This window comes from Mesorhizobium sp. B2-3-5, from assembly GCF_006442395.1.
Classification (GTDB): Bacteria; Pseudomonadota; Alphaproteobacteria; order Rhizobiales; family Rhizobiaceae; genus Mesorhizobium.
This window is the reverse complement of sequence record NZ_VFVX01000013.1, coordinates 120343-138993: the sequence shown is the minus strand read 5'-3', so window position 1 is coordinate 138993 and position 18651 is coordinate 120343. Positions and strand designations below refer to the sequence as shown.

General features: G+C 63.7%; 19 protein-coding genes. 9 read left to right on the top strand and 10 right to left on the bottom strand.

Annotation, left to right across the window (positions count from 1 at the left end):
* Window positions 1-147: 147 nt before the first annotated feature.
* The gene (locus FJ958_RS17125; protein WP_140744376.1) at window positions 148-921 is read left to right on the top strand and encodes a gamma-glutamyl-gamma-aminobutyrate hydrolase family protein; all 774 of its coding nucleotides are present in this window, start codon (window positions 148-150) and stop codon (window positions 919-921) included.
* On the opposite strand, the gene FJ958_RS17120 is transcribed toward FJ958_RS17125, so the two are convergent.
* The 5 genes from FJ958_RS17120 to FJ958_RS17100 form a co-directional block, all read right to left on the bottom strand.
* On the bottom strand, window positions 922-1323 hold the full coding sequence (locus tag FJ958_RS17120) for a hypothetical protein (RefSeq protein WP_140744375.1): 402 nt from the start codon (window positions 1321-1323) through the stop codon (window positions 922-924).
* Window positions 1324-1406: 83 nt separating this feature from the next.
* Window positions 1407-2390, bottom strand: coding sequence for a 2-hydroxyacid dehydrogenase (locus FJ958_RS17115; protein ID WP_140744374.1), 984 nt, complete (start codon window positions 2388-2390; stop codon window positions 1407-1409).
* Entirely contained in the window at window positions 2387-3409 is a 1023-nt protein-coding gene (locus FJ958_RS17110) for a LacI family DNA-binding transcriptional regulator (protein ID WP_140744373.1), read from the bottom strand. The genes FJ958_RS17115 and FJ958_RS17110 overlap by 4 nt, the downstream gene beginning before the upstream one ends.
* A 125-nt stretch (window positions 3410-3534) precedes the next feature.
* Entirely contained in the window at window positions 3535-4419 is an 885-nt protein-coding gene (locus FJ958_RS17105) for a DMT family transporter (protein ID WP_181176412.1), read from the bottom strand.
* Between the two features lie 200 nt (window positions 4420-4619).
* Window positions 4620-5027, bottom strand: a complete 408-nt coding sequence (locus FJ958_RS17100; protein ID WP_140744391.1) for a DUF2000 family protein — start codon at window positions 5025-5027, stop codon at window positions 4620-4622.
* Window positions 5028-5080: 53 nt separating this feature from the next.
* Between FJ958_RS17100 and FJ958_RS17095 the strand changes: the two genes are divergently transcribed.
* Entirely contained in the window at window positions 5081-5953 is an 873-nt protein-coding gene (locus FJ958_RS17095; RefSeq protein ID WP_140744371.1) for an AraC family transcriptional regulator, read from the top strand.
* Between the two features lie 9 nt (window positions 5954-5962).
* Here FJ958_RS17095 and FJ958_RS17090 read toward each other — a convergent pair whose 3' ends face one another.
* Window positions 5963-6433: a MarR family winged helix-turn-helix transcriptional regulator gene (locus FJ958_RS17090; RefSeq protein ID WP_140744370.1), complete on the bottom strand. Its 471-nt coding sequence runs from the start codon at window positions 6431-6433 to the stop codon at window positions 5963-5965.
* 437 nt (window positions 6434-6870) lie between these two features.
* Between FJ958_RS17090 and FJ958_RS17085 the strand changes: the two genes are divergently transcribed.
* The 7 genes from FJ958_RS17085 (at window position 6871) to FJ958_RS17055 (ending at window position 13875) form a co-directional block, all read left to right on the top strand.
* The gene (locus tag FJ958_RS17085; protein ID WP_140744369.1) at window positions 6871-7932 is read left to right on the top strand and encodes a GTP-binding protein; all 1062 of its coding nucleotides are present in this window, start codon (window positions 6871-6873) and stop codon (window positions 7930-7932) included.
* A gap of 82 nt (window positions 7933-8014) precedes the next feature.
* Window positions 8015-8293 carry a DUF1778 domain-containing protein gene (locus FJ958_RS17080; protein WP_140606738.1) on the top strand — a complete coding sequence of 93 codons (279 nt, stop codon included), beginning with the start codon at window positions 8015-8017 and terminating at the stop codon, window positions 8291-8293.
* Window positions 8290-8817 (top strand): GNAT family N-acetyltransferase, encoded by a 528-nt coding sequence (locus FJ958_RS17075; RefSeq protein WP_140744368.1) that lies wholly within the window; start codon window positions 8290-8292, stop codon window positions 8815-8817. The genes FJ958_RS17080 and FJ958_RS17075 overlap by 4 nt, the downstream gene beginning before the upstream one ends.
* Before the next feature lie 88 nt (window positions 8818-8905).
* Window positions 8906-9880 (top strand): WD40 repeat domain-containing protein, encoded by a 975-nt coding sequence (locus FJ958_RS17070; protein ID WP_140744367.1) that lies wholly within the window; start codon window positions 8906-8908, stop codon window positions 9878-9880.
* Window positions 9881-10061: 181 nt separating this feature from the next.
* Entirely contained in the window at window positions 10062-11444 is a 1383-nt protein-coding gene (locus FJ958_RS17065) for an aspartate aminotransferase family protein (RefSeq protein WP_140744366.1), read from the top strand.
* 32 nt (window positions 11445-11476) lie between these two features.
* A complete protein-coding gene (locus FJ958_RS17060; protein WP_181176411.1) occupies window positions 11477-12862 on the top strand; it encodes a glutamine synthetase family protein in 1386 nt (461 codons plus the stop codon).
* 224 nt (window positions 12863-13086) lie between these two features.
* Window positions 13087-13875, top strand: coding sequence for a UdgX family uracil-DNA binding protein (locus tag FJ958_RS17055; protein ID WP_246679612.1), 789 nt, complete (start codon window positions 13087-13089; stop codon window positions 13873-13875).
* 211 nt (window positions 13876-14086) lie between these two features.
* Here FJ958_RS17055 and FJ958_RS17045 read toward each other — a convergent pair whose 3' ends face one another.
* The 4 genes from FJ958_RS17045 to FJ958_RS17030 all read right to left on the bottom strand — a co-directional run bounded on the left by FJ958_RS17045 (window position 14087) and on the right by FJ958_RS17030 (window position 18646).
* Complete coding sequence (locus FJ958_RS17045) at window positions 14087-15352, bottom strand: glycerate kinase (protein WP_140744363.1); 1266 nt, start codon at window positions 15350-15352, stop codon at window positions 14087-14089.
* Between the two features lie 175 nt (window positions 15353-15527).
* Window positions 15528-16034 (bottom strand): heme-degrading domain-containing protein, encoded by a 507-nt coding sequence (locus tag FJ958_RS17040; protein ID WP_140744362.1) that lies wholly within the window; start codon window positions 16032-16034, stop codon window positions 15528-15530.
* 78 nt (window positions 16035-16112) lie between these two features.
* Window positions 16113-17426, bottom strand: coding sequence for a guanine deaminase (gene guaD / locus FJ958_RS17035; protein WP_140744361.1), 1314 nt, complete (start codon window positions 17424-17426; stop codon window positions 16113-16115).
* Between the two features lie 2 nt (window positions 17427-17428).
* The gene (locus tag FJ958_RS17030) at window positions 17429-18646 is read right to left on the bottom strand and encodes a urate hydroxylase PuuD (protein WP_140744360.1); all 1218 of its coding nucleotides are present in this window, start codon (window positions 18644-18646) and stop codon (window positions 17429-17431) included.
* Window positions 18647-18651: the final 5 nt, after the last annotated feature.

The window sequence follows — 18651 nt, the reverse complement described above, 5'->3', positions numbered from 1 at the left end:
ACAGCGCAGGCGCGCGACCTTGCCACTATAGTCTAACGGGCTGCCTGCTGGCCTATCCGACACGCTGAAACTTGGCATGGAAAAAGGCCAGGGGATCGCCTATTTTGAGGGCAGGACATTCCTTGCCAGATGGAAAACAGACCCAAAATGCATCAGCCGCTCGTCGCCATATCGACCGACGTCCGCCAGTTCGACAACTACACCTGGCATGCCGCCCCGCAGCAATACCTGGAGGCGGCGATCGCGGGTGCGGGTGTGTTTCCCGTGCTGGTGCCGTCGTTCGGCGACAGGCTCGACATCGACGAACTCCTGTCGTCGGTCGACGGCGTCATGCTGACCGGCTCGAAATCCAATGTGCACCCCTCGCTCTATGGCGGTGACACCAGCGAAGCCAACGGTCCCTACGACCCGGCGCGGGACGCCACCACGCTGCCGCTGATCCGCAGGGCGATCGAGCGCGGCGTGCCGCTGCTTGCCATCTGCCGCGGCATCCAGGAGATGAACGTGGCGCTGGGCGGCACGCTGGCGACCGAGATCCAGGAGCGCGACGGTTCGCTCGACCACCGCGCACCGGTGAGCGACAATCAGGACGAGCGCTTCGGCATCCGCCAGAAGGTGACGATCAAGGCCGGAAGCTGCCTGGCCGGCGTGTTCGGCGAGGGCGACATCATGGTCAATTCGGTGCACCGCCAGGCCGTCGACCGGCTCGGCCCGAAACTGCAGCTCGAAGCCGTCGCCGCCGACGGCACGGTCGAGGCGGTTTCGGTCAAGGATGCCCGCGCCTTCGCGGTCGGTGTCCAGTGGCACCCGGAATATTGGGTCAAATCGGACAGCATCTCGGTCAAGATCTTCCGTGCCTTCGGCGATGCGGTGCGCCTGCACGCCACCGCAAAAGCCGGTGCAAGGGCCGCTGCGGAATAATCAGTCTTCAATCTTCCGATCGCCCGCCAGCGACAGCAAAGGTGCGGTCGGGGCGTAGGATTCATAGCCGTCGCCATCAGCCACGGCGAAGGTTACGATCGGATCGATGCCGTTCGCGCTGAAGGCGACCGCTCCGTCCTGTCCTTCGCGCCAGAATTTTGCCTGTTCGATGCCTGGCAGGAGCCGCCGGCAATTGGGCGCCACCGTCAACAGCGACAGGCCATCCGAGACCGGGGCACCCCGCGTGACCGCGCAGGCCCCTTCGTCGCCATTGGCGACCAGCCTATAGGTGTTGCCGGGCGCCGAAGCCTCTTCGGCGACGCTTGCCCCATTGCCGGCGTGAAACAGCTGAATGCCGCCAAACAGCGCGGCGACGGCAATCAGTGCGGAAAACACTTTCATTCTTTCTTCACCATGCGAACTTCTGGATTCAGAATGATTTCAAAGAGTTAAGCCGGCGTTAATAAATGCGGCGGCTTTGCCGCTCAGTTGCGAGCCTTCACATGCACGGTCTCTGGCACCGGTGTCAGCGGCCGGCGCTCGCTGAACCAGGACACCAGATTGTCGACGCACAGATCCGCCATGGCGCGGCGCGTATGCTCCGAGGCGGAACCGACATGCGGTAACAGCGAGGTATTCGGCGCATCAAGCAACGCCTTGGGCACATTCGGTTCGTCGGCGAAGACATCGAGCCCGGCGGCGGCGATGGTGCCGTTGGCAAGAGCTGCCGCAAGGGCCGTCTCGTCGACCGTGCTGCCGCGGCCGATGTTGACGAAGACACCATTGGCGCCGAGCGCCGACAGGATTTCGGCGTTGACGGCCTTCTGTGTCGAGGCACTGCCGGGCGCCACCGAGATCAGCGTATCGACCGCTTCGGCAAGGCCCTTCAGCGTCGAATGATACTGATAGGCAAGGCCTTCGACACGACGCCGGTTGTGATAGGCGACCGGCAGGCCGAACGCTTCCAGCCGCCGGGCAATGGCTTGCCCGATACGGCCCATGCCGAAAATACCAACGCTGCGACCACGCAAGGTAAGCCGGCTCAGCGGATAGTTGCTCTTGCGCACCCAGCTGCCGTCGCGCAGCCATGTCTCGGCGCGCGGCAGGTCGCGGATCGTGTTGATGAGCAGGCCGATCGTGGTGTCCGCGACTTCTTCGGTGAGGACGTCGGGCGTGTTGGTGACCATGATGTCCTTCGCCGCCGCATGGCCGACATCGACCGAATCGTAGCCGACACCGAAGGAGGCGATGATTTCGAGATTGGGCAATGCGTCCATCATCGCCGCGTCGATGCCGGCAAAGGAGGCTATGCCACGCACCGTGCGGCGCATCTCCTCGGTGACCAGCGCCGGATCGGTGCGACCTATGCCGACCCGCCTGAACGTGCGGTCGATGCGCTCGGCGGCGTGGCCGCTGAAGTCGGCCGGTACCAGAATGGCAACGGTATTGAGCTGTTCGGCCATGGTCATGCACGCTCCACCGGCTTGCCGGTCGACTGGCGCACATGCAGCTCCGGCTTGATCAATTCCTGCGAGGGCCGCACCATCTGCCCGTTGAGCTTGTCGAGCAGCGCGCTGGCGGCGCGGCGGCCGACCTCGCGCTGGCCGTTCCAGACGGTGGTCAGTGCCGGCGTGGCGATCGCCGCCTCTTCGAGATCGTCATAACCGGTGACGGAGATGTCGATGCCCGGCACGAGGCCGGCACGCGCAATGCCGTTCATCAGGCCGATGGCGACGAGGTCGTTCCAGCAGCAGGCGGCGGTCGGCTTGTCCTTCAGCGCCAGGAATTGCCCGGCGGCTTCGAAGCCGGCCTGCTTGGTGCGCGGCCCAGCGATGCGCCAGGACGGCCTGACTTCGAGCCCTGCCGCCTCCATGGCGTTGACATAGCCCTGGTAGCGGTCGCGGCCGGTCGAGGTCTGGTCGGTGCCGCCGATCATGGCGATGCGCTTGTGGCCGAGCGAGATCAAATGGTTGGTGGCAAGGCCGGTGCCGTAAGCATCGTCGCCGCGAAACACCGGCACGTCGGCTCCCTCGACCGTGCGGGCGATCAGCACCGCCGGCAGACCGTTCTCCTCGGCCATCAGGATATCGGAAGCCGGGGTGCCGATGGCCGGCGACATGATGACGCCGTCGGCGCCGAGCTGCAGCAGCGTGTCGATGAAGGTGCGCTGCTTCTCGAGCTGGTCGTAGTGGTTGGACAGGATGAAAGTCTGCCGGCTGCGGTCGAGCTCGCTTTCGATCGAGCGCAGGATTTCGGCGAAGAACGGGTTCATGATGTCGTGGACGACGACGCCGACAATGCCCGAGCGCGAGGTGCGAAGGCTGGCGGCGCGGCGGTTGTAGATGTAGCCGATGGCGCGCGCATGTTCCTTGATGCGATCGCGCGTGCTGCCGGCAACCAGCGGGCTGTCGCGCAGTGCCAATGACACCGTGGCGGTGGACACGCCGAGCGCATCCGCGATCGTCGAAAGCTTGATCTTCTGTGCCAGTGACCTGTGCTCCCCGACCGGCTTCAGTCCCTATGCATGTGGTTGTCCCGGAACCGGTTCCCACCTTTTGGGCAACATGCATTAAACAGTTTAAAGGCGGCCTTATGCCATCGATTGGGGGCAAATCAAAGTTTTTTTGCCAGCGCTTCGGCTTCGACATCGGAGACCGCTCGGCTCTGCAGCCGGAGCCGGTGCTCGCGGTGGACGATGTAGAGGCCGCTGGCGACGATGATGGCGGCGCCGACCAGCGTCCAGCGGTCGGGGAATTGGTTAAAGACGATCCAGCCGGAGAGGATCATCCACACCATCTGCGAGTAGGGATAGGGCGCCAGTGCCGTGGTCGTCGCCAACCGATAGGCCTGCACCAGCAGCCAGTGCCCGACACCGCCGAAAACCCCGAGCATGAGCAGCACGAACCAGTGCCAGCCATCATGCGGCAGCGAGAATGAAAACGGCAGCATCGGCAAAAGCAGCACGGCCGGCGCCAATGCCGAGAACAGGATCAGGCTTTCCGGCGTTTCGGTGGCCGACATGCGGCGTGTCATGATGACATAGAAGCTGTTGGACAGCATCGAGCCCAGCGCGAAGAGATGCCCGATGCCGAAAACGCCGACACCCGGCCTCGTGATGATCAGAACCCCGGCGAAGGCTGCGAGGATGGCCAGCCAGCGCCGCCAGCCGGCCCATTCGCCGAGCAGCGGACCGGCAAGTGCGGTGATCACCATCGGTCCGAAGAAATAGATCGACGTCGTCTCGGCCAGTTGCAGGGAGCGCAGGGCCAGGATGTTGCACATGGTCGAGCCGAACAGGAACACACCGCGCAGCACATGCGCCGGCAGGTTGACCGGGCGAAACCGCACCGGCTCGCGCCAGCCGCGCAGCAGCGCGCCGACAAGCACGACATGCACGGCAAAGCGCACCCAGGCAACGATCAGCGCGGAAACGCCGGCGAGGACGAGATATTTGCTGCTTGTGTCGAGGAAGGTGAAGAAGACGTAGGTCGCAAGCATGCACAGGATCGCCACCGGCGGCGTCGCGCTTTCGACATATCTTTGGGGAGCACTCACTTGCAGGCCGGGGATGCTGGGGCTGAATCCACCTTTGCGGCAATTATCGCCGGCCGGCAAGCCATTTGTCGGTTGCCGCGCCTCCCAATGACGGCTGGCACAACTACAGCCCGCCGGCAGGCTTAGCCCATCGTCGCGGGGTATCAGGCGTGCATGCGGGCGCCCTTGGTGATCTTGTCGGCGATCTTCTTCTCGGCGCGCAATGCGATGCCCACCACCTTGGCGTCCTCGGGCGCGAATTCGGAGAAGACGGCGCGGTTGGCAGCGTCGAAGCCGGTCGAGAACATCTCCTCGACATAGAGCGAGGTGGTCACGCCGCGCTCCAGCGCGCGCCGGTGGATCGTGGCGAGCGTCGCCTGATCGGCCGACAGCACGATGACGGGCTGGATCGACAGAGGATTGTAGAGATTGCCGGCGCGGTCGCGATAAGGCTCGCCGATAATGTCTGGAAACTGCGCGACGACGCCGCTGGTCAGGAAGGCGGTGACGTTGAGTTTTTGCCAGACAGGCAAGTCTTCCCGCAGGACGATTGCAAACTTCGTATCGAACATGAGAAAATGGACCATTCGAGAATTAGGCCCCGATTGCGAGGCTGAAGGAGACGATGTCGTTCGAACTAGACCGCCAGGCCTTCGCGGGTCTTGGACGTTTGTGCGCCGGCGCGGCCGAAAACTGCATCATCTCCGCTCCCGACCCTGCCGGCATGGAGCGGATCGAGGCGCGGTTTCACGGCAGCGCCTTCGATCTGCACCGTCACGACACTTACGCGATCGGGGTGACGCTGCAGGGTGTGCAGACCTTTCGCTATCGCGGTGCGACGCGACTAAGCCTGCCCGGCCAGATCATCGTGCTGCATCCCGACGAATTGCATGATGGCGGCGCCGGCACCGAGGACGGGTTGCGCTACAGAATGCTCTATCTGGAACCGTCACTGATGCTTGATTGCCTTGGCGGGCTATCCCTGCCCTTCGTCAGGGATGCAGTGGTGAGGGACGATGCCTTCTGCGCGACGCTGCTTTCGGCGCTGGGGCCGTTGCAGCAGGAACTCGACGAGTTGTTCGTTGACGATTTCCTTGCACAGCTGATGCACAGCCTGTCGCGCCATGCCGGCCAGCCGGCTAAGCCGATGGCCAGAACGGCGTGGCGGGCTGCAGCGCTGGCGCGCGACTATCTCAGGGAGAACGCCACTCGCCCCGTGACCTCCGGCGAACTGGAAGCTGTCACCGGGCTCGACCGCTATGCCCTATCGAGGCATTTCCGCACCGCCTTCTCGACCAGCCCGCATCGTTTCCTGGTGATGCGTCGGCTCCAGCGCGCGCGGCGGATGATCGCCGCCGGCGAACCCCTGGCGCAGATCGCAGTCGAAGCGGGCTTCACCGACCAGAGCCACTTCAACAGGCAGTTCAAAAAGGCGTTCGGCATGACGCCGGGACGCTGGTCGTCGCTGATCCGGGACTCGATACCGGCGGCAGCCTGATCGCTAGAATCAGTCGTCCGACTCGGCGTCGTCGTCGATCAAGACCAATTCCGCGTTGGAGAGATTGGCCTCGATGCGGGCAAGCAGCTTGAACAGCGACTTCTGGTCCTTCTTGTCGAGGCCCTTCAGCGCCTGCTTTTCGGTCTTCTTCACCGACTTCTCGATGGCGCGAATGGTTTCGCGGCCGGTATCGGTGAGGAAGATATGCGCCTGACGGGCATCGGACTCGGAGGCGCGCTTTTCCAGAAAGCCCTGGGCCTGCAGCCGGTTGATGGTCTTGGTGATGGTGGGCGGGCGCACGCCGAGGCGACCGGCGAGGTTGCCCGGCGTCTGGCCGTCCTCGCGGTCGAGCGCCAGCATGATCTGATCCTGGCCGGCATAGAAGCCATGCGCCAAAAGCCGCGCCGCAAGTGCCGTTCTTGCCAGCCTTGCCGCCGAATGCAGCCGGCTCATTGTAGCAGTCTTGTCCGCCTTGGCCATGGTCATCCCTCTTCGGCCGTACCGGCGCGCATAGCATAGACGCAGCCGGCCGGTTGGCAATCGACGATCGAAAAAGATTCCGGCGCCCCAACAGCTTTGCCGGCAAGCATTGCGGTGTCCGCCGTGGCTAATGCCAGATGTTTATTTCAGTTAGATGACAAACGAGTTTCCGGAGCCTCGGATCCACGGCGACGACGACGATGAGGACGAGGACGGCGGCCGCTGCGACGATCGGCGACTCCTGCCAAGATGCCCTCTTTGCCGTCCTATCGCAGAAGCGGCGACACTTTCCGCCACCATCACCACAGGACAATCCCGGCCGGCCGCTTTGGCCCATTGGTTTGCCCCGTGCAAAAGCCCGGCACACATCCTATATGGAACCGACAATCCCTTTATTCGGCCTGGATTTCCAGGGCCCAGTCATTTCGAGGCAAGCCATGAGCGACGCACAGACGCAGATTCCCGTAACCGTTCTCACCGGCTATCTCGGCGCCGGCAAGACGACGCTGCTCAATCGCATCCTGTCGGAAAACCACGGCAAGCGTTACGCGGTCATTGTCAATGAATTCGGCGAGATCGGCATCGACAACGACCTCATCGTGGAGTCGGACGAAGAAATCTACGAGATGAACAATGGCTGCGTCTGCTGCACGGTGCGCGGCGACCTGATCCGCGTTGTCGAAGGCCTGATGCGCCGGCCCGGCCGCTTCGACGCCATCGTGGTCGAGACCACCGGCCTCGCCGATCCGGTGCCGGTGGCGCAGACCTTCTTCATGGACGATGACGTGCGCTCCAAGACCAAGCTGGACGCGGTGGTGGCGCTGGTCGACGCCAAGCATCTGCCGCTCAGGCTCAAGGATTCCAAGGAAGCCGAGGACCAGATCGCCTTTGCCGACGTCGTCGTGCTCAACAAGACCGACCTTGTCACCCCCGAAGAACTCGCCAAGGTCGAGGCGACGATCCGCGCCATCAATCCGGCGGCGAGGATCCACCGCACGACGCGCGCCGGCGTCGCCCTGTCGGAGGTTCTCGACCGCGGCGCCTTCGACCTTTCCAGGGCGCTGGAGAATGATCCGCATTTCCTCGAAGCGCATGACGATCACGATCATCATGACCATGATCATCACGACCACGATCACCATGATCATGATGGGCACGATCACGATCATCACCATGACCACGCACACCCCTCCGACATCCATGACGTGACGGTGAAGTCGGTGTCGCTGCGCGGCGGCGAGATGGATCCGAAGAAGTTCTTCCCCTGGATCGAGAAGATCACCCAGATGGAGGGTCCGAACATCCTGCGTCTGAAAGGCATCATCGCGCTCAAGGGGGATGATGAGCGTTACGTCATCCAGGGCGTGCACATGATCATCGAGGGCGACCACCAGCGCGCCTGGAAGGACGGCGAAAAGCATGAGAGCCGGCTGGTGTTCATCGGCCGCGAGCTCGATGCCGAGCGGCTGAAGAAGAGCTTTGACGCCTGCCAGGCGTAGACCTGGCCTCACGGCGCCTTAGCGGGTTGAATATCTCACGATGTACACATAGTATGTGTACATCGACACTGGGAAAATATCTATGCCTAGATCAGCCGACAACAAAAGCGAGCGCTTCCAAATCCGCATTCCTCCAGCACAAAAGGCGATGATCGCCCGCGCCGCAGCACTGTCGCACAAGGACATGACCGATTTCATCCTCGACAAGATCGTGCCCGAAGCGCAGGCCGTGATCGAAGCCGCCGAGGTGACGACGGTATCCGGCCGCGATTTCACGCGCATCCTTAACCTGTTGGAACACCCGCCAAAACCCAACGCCAAGCTCCGGGCAGCGATCGCCACTTTGCCGGATACACTGTGACGCTTCCGCCTTGGCACGAGGAGCCGATCGCGAAAGGACACGATCGGCCGTCTTTCGATTGCGGCGACAGGCAAATGAACGACTTCCTGCGAAGGTTCGCGCGACAGAGCCACGATCAGAATGCAGCCAAGACTTTCTGTGCGATCGATGACACAGCTTCGGAGCGTATCCTCGGTTTCTATACCATCGCGCCGTCTGCCGTGGCTCATGAAACCGTGCCCGAAACAATGACGAAGGGCCTTGCGCGACATGAGGTTTCCGGTTTCAAGCTTGCCCGGCTTGCAACCGACCGCACCGTTGCCGGTCATGGGCTTGGAGGTCAACTGCTTGCCGCCGCCGCGTTGCGCTGCCTGCGGCTCGCCGGCGAGGGTGGCGGCATCCTGCTCATCATTGATGCCAAGAACGAGCGGGCCGCGAGGTGGTACGCCAGCTATGGAGCCGAGCGCGTGCAAGGGCGGGAATTGACCTTGGTGATGCCCTTGGCAACGTTCGCGTCCGGCCTGCGCGCCAAGGGATTGCTTTGATGACCCCTTGGCGAGCCTCCTGGTTGCCCGAACCGCAAACGTCGAGTAAGCCGCCTCTGTAATCTCATCCCGTTGAACAAAGATAATCATGCCAACCGTCGCCCCGCTTGATCTCGAAGGCCATTGCGTCGCCGCCCTCTTTCTCGGCGATGTGCCGCATTTTGCGCTGGCCGATGGCGCCATTCATCGGCTCGACAACGGCCACCAGACCGTCCAGACCAATGACGGATTGCTCAGCGCCTTCCATGACGCGGCCAATGACCGGCTGATTACCGGCGGCGAGGACGGCAAGGCGTTCGCCGTGAAGACCGGCGGCGAAGTGACCGAATTGGCGAGCGCCGGCAAGAAGTGGATCACCAGCGTCGCCGCCGGGCCGCAAGGCACCATCGCCTATGCCTCGGGCAAGACCGCCTTCGTGCGCTTTGCCGACGGCAAGACCAGGGAGTTCGCCCATCCGCGTTCCGTAGAGGGGCTGGCGTTCTCGCCCAAAGGCATGCGCTTCGGTGTCGCCCGCTACAATGGTGCGACGCTGCATTTCCCGGCCGCCGAGGGCAAGCCGGTCGAGCTTGAATGGGCCGGCGCCCATACCGGCATCACCTTCTCGCCCGACGGCGCCTTTCTGGTTACGACCATGCAGGAAAACGCCTTGCATGGCTGGAAGCTGGCCGACGGCAAGCACATGCGCATGAGCGGCTATCCCGGCAAGGTCAAAAGCCTTTCATGGAGCGTGAAGGGCAAATGGCTGGCGAGTTCCGGTGCGCCGGCGGCGATCGTCTGGCCGTTTTCCGGCAAGGACGGGCCGATGGGCAAGGCGCCGCTGGAGCTCGGCACGCGCGGCAACGCCATGGTGACTTGTGTGGCCTGCCACCCGAGTCAGGACGTCGCGGCTATCGGCTACGATGACGGCATGGTCATGGCGGTACGCTTCGCCGACGCCAAGGAAGTGCTGCTGCGGCGGCCGGGCAAGGGCGCCATCACCTCGATGATGTGGGACAAGGAAGAACGCCGCGTCGCCTTCGGCAGCGCGGCCGGCGACTGCGGCGTCATCGACATCACGGCCTGAGGGAATAAGGCAGTATGTACCGGACCTGGCCGGGAAACTGCCTCCCTACTGCCCTACTGCCCTACTGCCCTACTGCCCTACTGCCCTACTGCCCTACTGCTGAACCAATGCAGAACAGACGCGCGGCCAATTGCGGCCGCGGAGGTTGATTGGCTAAGAGGAACCTATCAGAGGGGGTTTCATGCACAGCAGCGACAGTTCCAAGACGTCCATCGGCGGCATCGGCCGTGACCGCATCGCCGAACTGCGCGAGAGCGAGGCCGAGGCCTTCCGCAAGGCGCGGCCGAAATCGCACGCCAAGGCCGGCAACGGCCTGCCCGGCTTCTTCGGTGGCGTGCCGATGCACTGGATGAACGACTGGCCGACGCCGTTTCCGATCCTGGTCGACAGTGCCAGGGGCGCCACGATTACCGACATAGACGGCAACAGGCTCGACGATTTCTGCCTGGGCGACACCGGTTCGATGTTCGGCCATTCGCCACCGCCGGTGGCGCGCGCCATCCGCCGTCAGGCCGGTCGCGGCTTGACCTATATGCTGCCTTCCGAGGACGCGCTCGCCATCGGGCCGCTGCTGCAGCAGCGTTTCGGCCTGCCATTCTGGCAGATCGCGACCACCGCGACCGACGCCAACCGCTTCGCGCTGCGCGTTGCCCGCGCCGTCACCGGGCGGGAGAAGGTCCTGGTCTTCAACGGCTGCTATCACGGCTCGGTCGACGAGACGATGGTGCGGCTGATCGACGGCAAGCCGGTCAACCGGCCCGGGCTGGCGGGCGAGTTCCGCGACCTGACCCGCACGGCCAAGGTCATCGAGTTCAACGACGTCGCCGCGCTTGAAGCCGCGCTCAAGGACAAGGATGTGGCCTGCGTCATCGCCGAGCCGGTGCTGACCAATTCCTGCATGGTGCTGGCCGATCCGGGCTTTCATGACGCGCTGCGCAAACTGACCCGCGCAGCCGGCACGCTGCTCCTGATCGACGAGACGCACACGATCTCGACCGGCCCCGGTGGCTACACCGGGAAATACGGACTGGAACCGGACTTCTTCGTGCTGGGCAAACCGATCGCCGGCGGTGTGCCGGCAAGCGTGTGGGGCATGAGCGACGAGGTCGCCTCGCGCTATGCCGGCTACAACCGGACGAAAGAGCCCGGCTATTCCGGCATGGGCACGACGCTGTCGGCCAATCCGCTGCAGTTCGCCACGATGCGCGCCACGCTCGAAGAGGTGATGACGCAAGAGAATTATGACCGCATGGATCATCTGGCGCGGCGGCTCGATGCCGGACTGACCGGGGTGATCGACCGCTACAATCTGCCATGGCATGTCGCCCGTATCGGCGCCCGCGTCGAGTTCATCTGCGCCCCCGGCCCGTTGCGCAACGGCGCCGAGGCGGAGACCGCGCATGCGCCGGAACTGGAGGCCGCCATCCATGTCGCGCTGGTCAATCGCGGCGTGCTGATCGCGCCGTTCCACAACATGATGCTGATCTCGCCGGCAACCCGCGCCGCGCAGGTGGACCGGCTGATCGCCGCCTTCGGCGCGGTTGCGGCAAAGCTTGCGGCATGAGACAAGCGGCCCAGCCAAACCCGAGTGCCATCATGATTTCACCTTCGGGCTCCTCGCCCACCGAGGCGCAAGCCTTTCTCGACGCCCATCCCGAGATCGAGGCCTTCGACATCGTGCTGACCGACGCCAATGGCGTCGGCCGCGGCAAGATCGTGCGCCGGCACGAGCTGAAAAGCATCTTCGAGGGCGGCCGGCACATGCCGATCTCGATCCTTGGGCTGGACATCACCGGCGAGGATGTGCACGAGACCGGGCTGATCTGGACGACCGGCGACGGCGATCTCAGGGCATGGCCGATCCCCGGCACGCTGGTGCCGCTCCATGGCACCAGCCCACCGCGCGGCCAGGTGCTGATGGCGATGTATTATCTCGACGGCCAGCCAATGTCGTCGGACCCGCGCCTGGCGCTGGCCCGGCAGGTCGACATATTGGCCTCGAAGGGGCTCTATCCCGCCGGTGCCTTTGAGCTGGAATTTTTTCTTCTCGCCAATGAGCGCGACGCCGACGGCAAGGTCCAGCCGGCACGCGCGGTGCTGGACGGCCGCGTTTCGGGCAAGACGGAGGTCTATTCGGTCGACCATCTGCACGGCATGGAGCCGCTGTTCTCCGACATCTATGCCGCCGCCAAGGCGCAAGGCATCCCCGCCGAGACGGTGATCTCCGAGTATGCGCCAGGCCAGTACGAGTTGACGCTGAACTACCGCAAGGATGTGATGCGGGCCGCCGACGACCTTGTCATGCTGAAGCGGCTGGTGCGGGCCCAGGCGCGCCGGCATGGCGTCACCGCCTGCTTCATGGCCAAGCCGATCGAGAAATATGCCGGGTCCGGCATGCATTTCCATGTCTCGCTGCAGGACAAGGACGGCAGGAACGTCTTTTCGGAAAGCCCCGGCGAGAGTTGGTCGTTGCCGCTGCTGCGCGGTCTCGGAGGCCTGATCCAGACCATGGCCGAATCGATGCTGGTGTTCGCGCCGCACGCCAACTCCTGGCGCCGCTTCGTCTCGCAATCCTATGCGCCGGTGGCGCCGACCTGGGGCGTCAACAACCGCTCGGTGGCGCTGCGCGTGCCAGCGGGCGACGCCAGGAACCGGCGCATCGAGCATCGGCCGTCGGGCGTCGACGCCAATCCCTATCTGATAGCAGCGACGGTGCTGGCCGGCATCATCAAGGGTCTCGACGAAGCGCTCGACCCCGGCCCTGAGACCACCGGCAATGGCTATGAAGCGGAGGTGACGCGCACGACCATGCCGGCCGACTGGCGAGCCGCCATTGAAGCCGCCAAGGCGTCCAGCTTCCTGAAAGGGGCGCTCGGCGAAGACCTGCACCGCACCTTCGTGGCGATCAAGCAGTCGGAGTACCTGCGCGTGGCGCGCACGGTCAGCGAGCTGGATTATCATCTCTACCTGCACGAGGTGTGACGACCTGACGATGGGCGGCGATCACTTTTTTTCGCCGCCTGCCTCAAAAGAGGTAGCGTAGCGACGAATTAGATCGTGAACGGATTAGTGCTCTCACCATCCGTGAAAAGCTGGCGATCGGGCCGGGCGCCGCCAAGGGTGCGCGCCGGCACAGGATGATATCGAGGCGCTGTGGCGCACCTATTCGAGAACATCTTCAATCCGGCGCGGCTGAGGTGAAGGCCATGCAGAAGGAGATGCCGAAAAAATATTGGCGGAACCTTCCAGAGGCTTCGCTCATTCCAGATCTAATCGCAGGAGCGGACAAGGCCGCTATAGCCATGATCGCCAGGATGCCGACAACGCCCGCGCCGCATCACGCCAAGGTGCAGGCGAAGCATTGGCCAAAACGCCAGCCGGCCGAAGAGCCTGAGGACGATGGTGCGAGCACCGTCTCCGAGTTGCGCGAAGTCGCGAAGAGTTGTCGCCGCTGTCCCTTGTGGCACGATGCGACACAGACCGTGTTCGGCGAAGGGCCCGACAACGCCAAAGTGGTGTTCGTCGGCGAACAGCCCGGCGACCAGGAGGACCTCACCGGCAAGCCTTTCGTAGGCCCCGCCGGCAAGGTGTTCGACGCCATCCTGGACGACGCGGGCGTCGACCGCCTGAAGGTCTATGTCACCAACGCGGTCAAGCACTTCAAGTTCGAACCGCGCGGCAAGCGGCGCATCCACTCAAAGCCCAATGCCGGTGAAGTCCAGGCCTGCCGCTGGTGGCTCGACAGGGAGTTCGCGCTCATCAATCCAAACCTCGCCGTGGCGCTCGGTGCCACGGCTGCATTGTCGTTGCTGGGCAAGGCGATCCCGGTGACCAAGATGCGCGGCCAGGTGATCGAGCGAGAAGACGGCTTGCGCGTCTTCATCACCATCCACCCTTCCTTCATCCTGCGCATCCATGAGCCAGCCGACAAGGAAGCCGAGCGCGAACGGTTTCTGAAGGATATGAAGCAGGTGAAGAAGCTGATGGCTGCCTGATGATGGTCGGCGCCGCCCCTCATTGTCCTGCCGGACATTTCTCCCCGTATAGTGACGGGGAGAAAGGCGCCGTACCTGCCGCTTTCGCCAATCGTCAACGTCGCAGGAGCGCCAAGGCGCGGCTAGCTTCCTTCTCCCCGTCACTATACGGGGAGAAGGTGCCGGCAGGCGGATGAGGGGCAGCGCTCACGCATCTTTTGGTGCGACGCGCCTACCGAACGAGGATCGCCCTCAAATCGTTGACATTCGTGCCAGTTGGGCCAGGCGCGAAAAGATCGCCGACGGCGTTGAAGGCCGTCCAGGCATTGTTGCCGGCCAGCATCGCCTTGGCGTCGACGCCGGCGGCGCGCATGCGTGATACGGTCGAGCCGTCGGCGAAAGCGCCGGCATTATTTTCCGAGCCATCGATGCCGTCCGTGTCGGCGGCCAGGGCATGAATGCCTTCCACGCCGTTGATGCCGAGGGCGAAGGCGAGCAGGAATTCCGAGTTGCGGCCGCCCTTGCCTTTTGCCCGCAATGTCACGGTGGTTTCGCCGCCCGACAGGATCAGTACCGGCTTTCGAAACGGCCGGTCGCGCGTCGCCACTTCGCGCGCGATGGCCGCATGAACACCGCCGACCTCACGCGCTTCGCCCTCGATGGCATCGGAGAGGATGAAGGCTTCGATGCCCCGGCACCTGGCTTCCGCCGCCGCGGCTTCCAGCGAGACGCCGGCCGAAGCGATCAGATGCACCTCATTGCGCGAAAAGCGCTGATCATCGGGATTTGGCGCGTCGGCCGCCGGCGACTTGATGTGCGCGATCACTGCCTCCGGCAGGTTCATGCCGTAGGCAGAGATCGATGCCAGCGCGTCTTCGCGGCTGCCGATGTCCGGCACGGTCGGCCCCGATGCGACAAGTGCTGGATTGTCACCGGGAATGTCGGAGACAACCAGCGACACCACCTTGGCCGGCCAGGCGGCGGCGGCCAGCCGGCCACCCTTGATGGTGGAGACATGCTTGCGGATGGTGTTCATCGCCGCGATCGGCGCCCCGGAAGCGAGCAGCGCCTCGTTGACGGCGATCTCATCGGCCAGTGTCAAGCCCTCGACCGGAGACGGCAGCAGTGCCGAGCCGCCGCCGGAAATCAGCGCCACGACCAGATCGTCCGCCGTGAGGCCGTGGACTTTTGCGAGCAAGCGCCGGGAGGCTTCGAGGCCAGCGGCATCCGGCACGGGATGCGCCGCCTCGATGATCTCGATGCGCTCGCATTTGGCGCCATAGCCGTAGCGGGTGACGACCAGCCCTTCGATCGGCCCGTCCCAGACCTTCTCGAAAGCAGCCGCCATCTGCGCCGAGCCCTTTCCGGCGCCGATGACGATGGTGCGGCCCTTGGGCTTCTCCGGCAAATGATCCCTGATGGTCCGCTCCGGATCGGCGGCTGCGACGGCGGCGTTGAAGATCGAGATGAGGAAGGGTTTGGGGTCGAGCACGGTCATATCTGGCCGCCATGTGCGGTTTGCGAACTTTTGAAAAGTTGGCGCTGCCCCTCACCCTTACCCTCTCCCCGTGAAGAACGGGGAGAGGGCGTCGCTGGCGTCGCGATCAGCGCCCTTCTCCCCGTCCCTATACGGGGAGAAGGTGCCGGCAGGCGGATGAGGGGCGGCGTCAACGTCACGAATTTGTTTCCGGCGGCAATGCCAGTCCGCTTTGATTTATCTTCAAATATTCGCACAGCGCGTCGATCACCACGCCATGATCCTCGCGCTCCGGCAATCCGGAGACGGCGATCACGCCAATGACGCCGGCGCCCTTGACGGTGACGGGAAAGCCGCCGCCGGCGAGCACGTAGTCCGAGATGTCGAGCCCCTCACCGACCTTGAAGGTGCGATCGGGGCGCTGCTGCTCCAGCACCATGCGGTAGGTGCTTCTCAGGAACCGTCTGACGACATTGATCTTGCGCCGCGCCCAGTCGGGATTGGAGGCGTTGGAACCGGGCATTGCCGCATAAAACAGCGGCCGGTCCCACAGCCTGATATCGACGATGATGGGCAGGTTTTCGGCGAGAGCGCGGTCCCGGATGGCCGAGCCGATCGTGAAGGCAACGGCTTCATCGAAGGCGGCAAAGACAAGGGTTTCTTCCTGTCTCTTGATCAGAGCGATGTCGTCAGCAACGGCCATGTCGTTCCCCTGTCAACTTCGCCGCACGCTTTGACCGATGGCTGCCGCCGGGTCAAGCAAGCAACGCACCGTACCGCTCTAATTCGCTATGTCACTCTTGGCGGGCCGCCCCGCGACATAGACCTCGCGCACCGTGCGGTCGTCACCCAGCGTCTGCAGCAGAAACAATTCCTGCGCCAGCGTCTCCGCAGTCTCCATCCTGAGCCGCATCGCGGGTGTTGCCCTGGCATCCAGCACGACGATGTCGGCATCGGTGCCTTCATCCAGCGTGCCGATCTTTTCCGCCATCGACAGCGCCTCGGCATTGCCGCGCGTGATCTGCCAGAAGGACTGGAACGGGTTCAGCTTCTCGCCGTTCAGCGCGATCACCTTGTAGCCTTCGTCCATGGTGCGCAGCATGGAATAGTTGGTGCCGCCGCCGACATCGGTGGCCGCCGCGATCCTCAACGGTTTTCCGCGACGGCGGTAGCGCTGATAGTCGAACAGGCCGGAACCGAGGAAGAGATTAGAGGTCGGGCAGAACACCGCCACCGAACCGCTGTCGGAAAGCGCATCGGCCTCACGTTCCCCGAGATGGATGCAGTGGCCGAACAGGCTCTTTTTCCCCAGCAATCCATAGTGTTCGTAGACGTCGGTGTAGTCGCGCGACCAGGGGTAGAGCTGCTTCGTGAACGCGATCTCGGCATGATTTTCCGAAAGATGCGTCTGCATGTGCAGGCCGGGATGTTCCCGGCACAAGGCTCCAGCCATCTCCATCTGCTCCGGCGAGGAGGTGATGGCGAAGCGCGGGGTGATGGCATAGTGCTGGCGGCCCTTGCCGTGCCATTCCGCGATCAGCGCCTTGCTGTCGTCATAGCCTGATTGCGGCGTATCGAGCACGCCCTCGGGGGCGTTGCGGTCCATCATCACCTTGCCGGCGATGTTGAGCATGCCGCGCGCATGGGATTCGGCGAAGAAGGCCTCGGCCGACGCCTTGTGCACCGAGCAATAAGCCACCACCGTTGTGGTGCCGTGGCGGACCGTCTCGTCAAGGAACAGCCGCGCAATGCGGCGGCCATGCTGCGCGTTGGCGAATTTCGTCTCTTCCGGGAAGGTGTAGGTATTCAGCCAATCGAGCAATTCGGCGCCATAGGAAGCGATGATCTGCATCTGCGGGAAATGCACGTGCGTATCGATGAAGCCTGGCAGCAGCAGATGCGGCCGGTGATCGATCTTGTTTGTCCCCTCACCGGCTTGTTTCTCGACATCGGCATAGGCGCCGGCAGCGACGATCCTGCCGTCGCGGATCAGCAGGCCGCCATCTTCCTCGTAGCGCCAGGCGGAATGATCATCGATGGCTTCGGGCCAGCGCACGAAGGACAGCGTGCGGCCGCGCAGAAGTGTCGAGCTCATGCCTATTTCCCCGCGCCTTCGAACCAGGCCACCAGCAGCGCCCGTTCCTTGTCTGATATCTGGCTGACATTGGCGGGCGGCATGGCGTGGCTGCGGCCGGCCTGCAGATAGATCTCGCGGGCATGATTGGCGATGTTGGCGTCGGTGTCGAGCATCACCCCCTTGGGCGCGTGGTAGATGCCTTCATAGACAGGTTCGGCCGCGTGGCACATCGAGCAACGGCCGAGCACGGTGTCGCGCACAGCCGGGAAATGCGCGGAGGCGATATAGACTTCCGCCGAGGCGGCAGCCTTCGGTTCGCCGGTCAGCACCTTTGGCGCGGTCGACAGCCAGATGATGATCATGAACAGGACAAGGGCGCCGAGCCATATCCAGTGCGGGTTGCCGGCACGCTTGTGCACGGTGTTGAAATAGTGCCGGATCAAGACGCCGATGATGAACACCAGCGAGGCGATGACCCAGTTGAATTGAGTGCCGAACGCCAGGGGATAATGGTTCGACAGCATCAGGAACAGCACAGGCAGTGTCAGGTAGTTGTTGTGAAGCGAGCGCTGCTTGGCGATCTTGCCATATTTGGGGTCCGGCTTGCGGCCGGCGATGAGGTCGGCGACGACGATCTTCTGGTTGGGGATAATGACCATGAAGACGTTGGCCGACATGATCGTCGCGGTGATGGCGCCCAGATGCAGGAAAGCGGCGCGGCCGGTGAACAGGTGCGTCAGCCCCCAGGCGATGAAAACCAGCACGCAGTAGAGAACCAGCATCAGGCCGGTGTCGCTTTTGCCGAGCGGCGAGCGGCACAGGAGATCATAGACCACCCAGCCGACGCCGATCGTTGCCACCGACAGCAGGATGCCGACCGGCACCGACATGGGCAGCACATTGGGATCGATCAGGAACAGGTCCGCGCCGGCATAGTAGACCACGCAAAGCATGGCGAAGCCGGACAGCCAGGTGGCGTAGGATTCCCATTTGAACCAGGTCAGGTGCTCCGGCATCTCGGCCGGCGCCACCAGATATTTCTGGATGTGGTAAAAGCCGCCGCCATGCACCTGCCATTCCTCGCCGAAGGCGCCGACAGGCATGCCCGGACGCTGGCGCAACCCGAGATCGAGCGCGACGAAATAGAATGACGAGCCGATCCAGGCGATGGCGGTGATGACATGCAGCCAGCGCACGGCGAAGCTCAGCCAGTCCCAGAAAATCGCGAAATCCATCATTGAAG